The sequence below is a fragment of the Verrucomicrobiia bacterium genome (genome assembly GCA_035946615.1).
GTDB lineage: Bacteria > Verrucomicrobiota > Verrucomicrobiia > Limisphaerales > UBA8199 > DASYZB01.
In genome coordinates this window covers 1-7,297 of sequence record DASYZB010000158.1, presented here as the reverse complement: position 1 = coordinate 7,297, position 7,297 = coordinate 1, and the positions used below count along the sequence as shown (strand labels likewise).

At 57.3% G+C, this 7,297-nt stretch carries 5 protein-coding genes; all 5 read right to left on the bottom strand.

Annotated features, from left to right (window positions below; translation table 11 throughout):
• Positions 1 to 1,474: 1,474 nt before the first annotated feature.
• The 5 genes from VG146_23000 to VG146_22980 all read right to left on the bottom strand — a co-directional run bounded on the left by VG146_23000 (position 1,475) and on the right by VG146_22980 (position 7,145).
• Positions 1,475 to 1,939 (bottom strand): GtrA family protein, encoded by a 465-nt coding sequence (locus VG146_23000; protein HEV2395230.1) that lies wholly within the window; start codon positions 1,937 to 1,939, stop codon positions 1,475 to 1,477.
• A 14-nt stretch (positions 1,940 to 1,953) separates the two neighbouring features.
• Positions 1,954 to 3,489: a glycosyltransferase family 39 protein gene (locus tag VG146_22995; protein ID HEV2395229.1), complete on the bottom strand. Its 1,536-nt coding sequence runs from the start codon at positions 3,487 to 3,489 to the stop codon at positions 1,954 to 1,956.
• A 15-nt stretch (positions 3,490 to 3,504) separates the two neighbouring features.
• Positions 3,505 to 5,541, bottom strand: a complete 2,037-nt coding sequence (locus VG146_22990) for a hypothetical protein (protein HEV2395228.1) — start codon at positions 5,539 to 5,541, stop codon at positions 3,505 to 3,507.
• Positions 5,542 to 5,663: 122 nt separating this feature from the next.
• A complete protein-coding gene (locus tag VG146_22985; protein HEV2395227.1) occupies positions 5,664 to 6,218 on the bottom strand; it encodes a MauE/DoxX family redox-associated membrane protein in 555 nt (184 codons plus the stop codon).
• 57 nt (positions 6,219 to 6,275) lie between these two features.
• Positions 6,276 to 7,145: a prepilin-type N-terminal cleavage/methylation domain-containing protein gene (locus VG146_22980; GenBank protein ID HEV2395226.1), complete on the bottom strand. Its 870-nt coding sequence runs from the start codon at positions 7,143 to 7,145 to the stop codon at positions 6,276 to 6,278.
• Between the last annotated feature and the right edge of the window lie 152 nt (positions 7,146 to 7,297).

Here is a 7,297-nt window from a genome sequence, read left to right as displayed (position 1 = left end):
GAAGGTATTTTAAAGTCACCCAGAGGACCGCTCCTGTGAGTTGGAAAGCTCTTGAAAGCAGCAAAACCGCGCAACACTGCGGAAAACTAAGGTCTGAACCTCCAATAACCTCCCATAAATTAGCGCCAAAATGTCAGTTGTATTCCAAGCACATACGCCTGATGTGCATGTCTGGAAATTCCACCCTACTTGATCATCGTATGAAGAGTCAGATGTTATATCGCACTCTTCTCCATTTATGGTCACGGTACTGTCGGGAGGCGAAATGAGAACGTTTCGGCAGGCGTCCTCATTTTCGGGAGTGTAACAGCAGGCATTTAGGGCGTACGTGCCCACCACAAGAACCGCCCAAAGGGCGGCAACGAGCGCTAGGTTTGTCGTTTTAGTTTTCATTGTGTTGTTGATTTTGACTTTTTCTCTTTTCTCTTGCGGCCGCTACGGCTACGGTACCCGCCGTCACGGCACAAAAGAATAAAAATAGCTGCCGGAGCAAATCTGCTGTTTTGTCACCCAGAATCCAGCGATCTGACGCATACCGTCCGACAAATCGTTGAACCTGAACCGTCGAACTTCCCTGGCGTGCTACCTGAGGCTGACCACGAGCAGACCCGAGTCGCGATTCGCAAAGCGCTGATATTGAAAACGCGACTTTGCCTGCGAGTTGCCGGAGAGTTCGACCGACGTGAACTCTGCCGTCCAGTTAGCTCCACAAGTGATTCTCGTCGGCAGGAGCCAATTTTTCAGACCTGGTGCGTACTCATACCGGTTTTCGGAATCACCCCCCCGCAGCTTGGTCCATCCGAGAGGTCTCATCTGCGCGGGCCATGCGTACAGAGAGGACCACAAACGCCAAAACTAAACAAGAAGCGCCGAACCTGACTCGCACGGAACCCCGCGCCGTTCCGCACCCTTGAGTTCCCCGAGAAGGCGACCATCGGCGGCCGGACAGAGGCGGTAATTGAATCCAAAAGCTCATCGCAACGTTCCCATAAAGACACGGCCAGAGCCAGAGATCGAGAGTCCAGAGGGGTTAATTTTGGGTTAGATTTTCAGCATTTCCGCTATGGTTAATGCAAAAAGCTTCTGATTGCTTGCGTCCCATCATGAACACCGAGCCTTTGAATATTTTAACCAGATGCGCATGGACGTGCCTGGCCGGGGGTTTCGAGGACCATCGCGCGCATGATAAAACCGAACTCCCAATTGGGCGTTCAGGGCATTGGCACCCCGGGGCTGAAACTGTACGGATAGTTAAGAGTCGCTTGTGTAGTCATGGGCGCCTCTGCTTTCGCGGGCGAATCGCTCGGGTTTTAGGCCAGTTGGGCTTACTTGAGCAATCTAACTAACCTAGCGCTGTTCCATCGTTCCATCAACCTGGCAATCTGGTTTTTGCCGGCACTGCACGGCGTGGGCGCGGGCGGTGGGACGGGGATTACATCCAAGTCCAGCCGCCCGGTTTTACCGGCTTCCTTCATTAGCTCTCCTCCTGTCCCTCTCTGATCGCGCGCCGCGGCTGGCCCCAATTATATCGCGCGTTCATCCAGAAACTCCAGACCGTCACCATCAGAATGGCCAGAAGGTTCGCGGCGTAAAGGTTTAACCCAAGCAGGCGGTAGAATAAGTTCAGAAGCAGGACAGCGAAACCAATCCCAGCGCCGCAAATGGCCTGGAACTTCACGAGGCGGCCGAACAGGCCAAATCCATTACCTGCACCCGTGATATGTCCGCGAAACGTCCACACCTCATTGAGGGCGAAGTTGCTCAACATGGCGAATTCTGCCGAGCAGAACTTGCTTAGGCTCAGGTTCCACCCCAGCGCCCCCACAAGGCAGCGAAGGACCGTCATGTCCACGATCACGCCGCTGCCTCCAACCAGGCAGAATTTTACGAATTGTCTCAGGCGAACCCATTTTCCGAATGTTAGAATGGCTGCGTTCATTGTGCCGATGCTCTTCACCTGGCCGGCCCTTTTCGAGAATCGAAAATGGATTTACTGACGAACAAACGCGACTTCCCGGATTTCTGGACACAGACATATTCTGTTTCTGCGAGGCCGTTCAAACACACCCCCAGTTTTGACTCGGTCAACAAAAGCTGCTCAGGGCGGTAGCGTTTTACGAGTGCAAGAACCTCCGCCTCGGAAATTCTGCCGGACCAAACCCGCGTTGCTGGAATCACAGCGAGCTGCGGGATGACCAGCAACCGGGCGTGGAAGGGTAGAATCCCGGCTCCATCGGCAAAGGTCCACCTGGTGTTCGGGCCGTAGTATTTCATCTTCGCCAGAAGCGCGCTGTCCTCTACCTTCGGCAGGTGTAGTATCCGCTCCACTTCGGAAACCAAGCGAGAACCCCCGCTGAAAACCAGCAGTGTTATGAGGCCCGCAGCCATAAGGCGGTTTCCGGTTGAGCCAAGCGGGACTCCGGCCGTTGGATATTCATCCGTTCCCAGGAAACCAGCGACAGCATAGCCTGTCAGCCAGGCGATAGGGACGGCGAAGTGCAGATAATAGTAGGGCCACCACGGCCTATGGTGAAGGTGTATCGCCATAACGGTCAGGAGCATGGAAAGCGGAAAGGCCACAGTCCGCCACTCCCGGCGCGCAGCAGCGATGAAAACGGCGGCGGCAACTCCCCAAATGGCTTCCGTGTGATCCGTTATAAACTGGAATGAAAAGCTGCAGTTGTTCTCTTCATTCAGTTCCTGCACGATATCCGAGGAAAAATGCGAGGTCCAAAGCAGGTCGAAACTCTCGCCCAACGCAAACCCGAGTGCCACAAAGGAGGCAAGAAACGCAAAGCCCCAGAATGCCAGGGTTCGCAAACCATCAAGCGCGAGCGCGAGTTTGCTCTCTCCTCTTGAGGCCAGCAGGATTTGTAGCGCCAGCGCCGGGGCAACGATACCGGCCGTCAATTTGATTTGCATGGCGGCGGCAAGCAAGAGACCGGAGAAGGCGAGCATTGCCGGATGCCTGTTCTCCTCCCATTCGAATACAGCCCAAACCGCGCAAAGCCCCACTGCTATGGCAGGCGCCTCCAGCATAACGGACACGCTCAGCATCAATACCTGCGGCGCCGCAATAAGGCAGGCCAGAGCCGTGAACGCTCCAACTTTGCCTGAGTGCCGTTTCACCAAAGAAAAGAGGGCTGCCCACAATAACAGCCCGAACCACACAGCCAGGGCTCGGGCCACCCCTATCGTGGGGCCGAACCATCTGAACGCCATGCCTAGCATAATCGTGTGTAGTGGCGGCTGATCGTTCCACACCTCCTTATACAGCCGAAAGCCCTTCGCCCACAGGAGCCCCTTGTTCACCTCGAAGAACTCGTCTCCTCCAATCTGGATCGCCGAGTGAAGCGGCCCCGCAAGGGTCACAACTCCGGCGAGACAAACGGTACTGGCGATGGCGAGGGCAATCCATAGCCACCGAGGGCAGCGCCGCACGCTGCGCGAAAGCAGCGGCAAGTGCAGTTCTTCTGTTGTTGCGATCAAGTGAACGGGGACCCCTTAAAGGAGAGGTATTGGCACAGGGTTTCCGGCAGTTCGCCCGGCTCGCCCTGGGGAAGCGTTAGTCCCCGCCTCGCCCATCGGCATTCTCCACGGTTTAGAGGCTTCATAGGATTCCAGGCGTTGCTGGCACGGAGTTATTTCGTTCGTGTCCCCAAGATGTGCTGTCCAGAAGAGCGCCATTTTGGCCATCACCTGCGCCTGCCGGTACTCGGAAAGCTCTGCATGAGCGGCTGCCGCGGCAGTCATGGCTCCAGTCCATGAGCTCTTCGTCACGCGCAGTGCCCGTCTTGCAAGGGCCAAGGCCTCTACGCCGTTGCGAAGTGCGGTGTCTGGCGCACAAGCCCGGATCATAGCAAGGCCAGCCAACGCCTGCGCATCCCACGGGTCGGCCGCGAGCGAGGCAGCATATTCCGCAGCAGCGCCGGCGAGATTCCCAGCATCCGCGCTTAGCATCCCCAACCCCGTGTGGCCGAGGGCCGCGGACTGGCCGGACGTGACTATGTCCTGGAACGTAAGCCGGGCCTGGCGCGGCCGGCCCTGACGTCTTTCCAGGAACCCAAGCGCAGCCAGCGACCTGGAATCGAACTCCTCAGCCAGCGCCCGGCGGAAGCAACTCCTGGCCGCGACATCATCCCCAGCGTCCATCTTCTGAACGCCTTCGCACTGCCAAAACCGCCAACTCTGCCATTTCCCGGCATTCTCGATCAGGGACTTTCTTAACGGCCGCTCGCTGCTCGACCAATCGCTGATTTGCTTGTTGGCGCAAAAAGCCATCCCTGCCACGACCACCATTGCAACTCCCACCACGGCACCCGGTCGCGGGACCACACCGAGCAACCGCGCCGCGCAACACCCTGCTGAGAAAAACAGTCCCGCGTTGGCAAGATAGGCCCACTGCACGGGCGCAAACGCATTCTCTGGGGAAAAGGAGCAAGCCACAAATCCAACAAGAACAAACCACAAGAGGCCCGCGAGCACCTGTCGGGCGACTCCTTTTTTGGCTGCCCAAAAAACCAGCAGAACCAGCGCGGCTGCGGACGCCTGCCCCAGCCGCTCGATGGATACATCGGCCGGATTCAGCATCGAGATCGGACCCACGGTCCCGAATGTCGCCAGCGCCGCCGCCGAACGAAACAAGATCGAGAGAACATCGATCAAATGCGTGCCTGCCACACCCGCCAACTCCCACGGACCAAGCCCCAGAAGCCTGCCCTCGAACGGAAGGCTAATCTTCCAGAGACCCCAGGCCAACGCGCTGCATCCAAAGACAATCCCTAGCGTCAAAGAAACCCAGCCGAGCGGCGAACCCGCGGAGCAGGCCGCGTCCGTACCCGGCGCGGCACTCTGATGAGCGCGGCCGTTGTTTTCAGCCCTCCAGGTTCGGTTCCCGGGTCCGGCGCTCCTGAGAGAGTCGGGTTTTATCCTCGCAGGTTCATCCGTCTTTGGACAACTAGGTTGAGACGTGGCACGTTGTTTCTCGCGGGCCAGCACCGGCAGAAGGAGCAACGTCAACGCTGCAGGCGGATAGGTGAGCGCAGTTATTAGACCTGCGACCGACGTTCCCGCAATGAACCGCCGGTCCAGACGGCGGCGATATTCAAGCCAGCAGTATGCAGCAACAAGGACGAACATCGTCGCCAGAAGAATTCTCCTCTGGGAAAGCCAGACCACCGAGGTCGTTTGAAGCGGGTGCAACGCAAAACCCGCCGACGCCAAAAAGGCGGGAAGCCAGGAACTCACCAGCCTCTTAACTATCGCAAATAGCAGAATCGTGTTCGCCACATGGAACCAGAGGCTTGTCAGGTGTTGGGACGAGGCATCCAGACGAAACATCTGGAAGTCGAGCATGTGAGCAATAGCCGCCATGGGACCGATTACTCCATCCCAGGAATCCGGTCTCTGGAATGCCACCAGCAGCCCCTCTGATGAAAGTCCGAACCTTACTGGAGATTGCACCAACTCGCGGTCCCAAGCCACGAACCCGAGCCCGGTTGCCCTGAAGAACAACGCCAGCGCAAATAAACCTATGAACACGCCTCCCTTTTCCTGATGGCTTTTTAGCCATTGGAGCAAAGCCGGTGAGGCTGGTGTCGAAGAGCGAGCCCGATTTGACGGGGCATTTCTGTTCACTCCAGTCGTTGGCGCCGGCGCATTCCTCATACCTGACCCGGAAGCGCATTGAACCCAGCAGGCTCCCCCGGCTTCCTCAGCCTCGATACCGCCCAGATCGCAAGCGGGCCGACCAAGAAATAGCCTGCCAGGGAAAGTGCCAAGCGCCCCGCTATTTTTGGCGTCAGCCCAAACTGCGCGGAGATTGTTCCCAGGCAGGGGCAAGGGGCCGCTGGGTCGAGCAGAGCCAGCATCCCATGATAACTGCAAAAAGCCAAGCCGATCCAGAACACAACGATGGTCCGGAACTGCCGCCCGAAACGCGACGCAATCAGGGCCGCGAGCACCAATTCAGCCACGCCGCTACCCAGCATGATCCAACGGTAGGCCAGTCCCAAGACTGGATCGGCGGCATCCAGAATCTTCGCATGACCGGCTAAGCTTAGCAGTTTTCCCAAGCCGCTGACGACCAAAAGAAAGATAACGCTCTTGAAATACCAGCGCAAGCGACCAGCGCCACCCTCATCACGGGCGGAACCGCGCCTGATAGTCGATGGGTCTTCTCTCCTGATAGGCGCTGCTGCTTGGTGCTCGGAGTTCATGCATTAGAAACTGTTGTTGGATGTGGCGGATTGCTACGTAGTCATGATGGGATTGTCTCACAATCCCGGGCGCTTGGCGGGCGGCTGATAATACGGTCCCCAATACAACTGCCACAAGCGATCCAGTTGGACGGTCTCGCCATGGCCGTCATAAAATGAAACGTTAATCGCCCCTGGCAGCGGCTGATTCATCGGCCAGTACGTCGGAGCCGACGAAGGGCTTTTGCCGTGACGTGGCATAGTCATTGTGCCCATGGTCCAATCATGAGCAGGAGTACAGTCGCGGAGATTGATTGCGGGCCGGTCTGTCGCCGCTGGCATCAACGTGCTCTCCCTGCACTCGGCGACAAGCGGGGTCCACATGGGCTGCTTTATCCAATTCTCCGTCACGAAACAGTTAATTCCATCGAACGAACCAAAGTCGTTGTGCCGAAACCGCAGATCAATAGCCTTTCCAAAAAATGACCCATTCATCGCGTAACTTCCTGCCCGACGCTCGTTTTTTGTAGAAGGGACGTTTGGCGCCCCCTTGAAATAATAGAAATCCCGCCAGTCGGGAAACATCCAGGCAGAGACGGCACTCCCCAACCTGATAAACTCCCGGTTAGAATCCGGCCACGGAAGCACTATCGGCGCGCTCGGGCAAATCCACGGAGAGCCGAGGCGTCCAACCTCATTGGCGTACCAGTCACCCAGTCCCGGCTGGTCGAACCTGCCATTCAGCCCGTCTTTAGCCACACCAAAGCTCAGATTTATCTGCCGCTGATTGCTCAGGCAGACCACCGTGTGTGCATTCTTTTTGGCGCGATTCAGCGCCGGCAGCAGCATCGCGGCCAAAATCGCGATGATGGCGATCACCACCAGCAGTTCAATAAGTGTAAACCCACGAGAATCCGGGGGCTCACCACAAAACAAGCTCGTGCGCATGGCGGCGTCTCCGTCTAGAGTCCTTGAATTCTGAAATTGTAGGTTGTTGAGTCACATTTCAAGCAGCGTGTTTTTGTTGGAGGAAGGTGAGGATCTGGCTTTCGAATTCACGATAGCTGCGGGCCAGTGGGGATTGGGCCAGGTCCTGGGGG

What these genes read in the sequence shown, in the direction of transcription:
- VG146_23000 (HEV2395230.1), bottom strand. Translation starts at nt 1,939, where the DNA reads ATGAACGCAGCCATTCTAACATTCGGAAAATGGGTTCGCCTGAGACAA.
- VG146_22980 (HEV2395226.1), bottom strand. Translation starts at nt 7,145, where the DNA reads ATGCGCACGAGCTTGTTTTGTGGTGAGCCCCCGGATTCTCGTGGGTTT.
- VG146_22985 (HEV2395227.1), bottom strand. Translation starts at nt 6,218, where the DNA reads ATGAACTCCGAGCACCAAGCAGCAGCGCCTATCAGGAGAGAAGACCCA.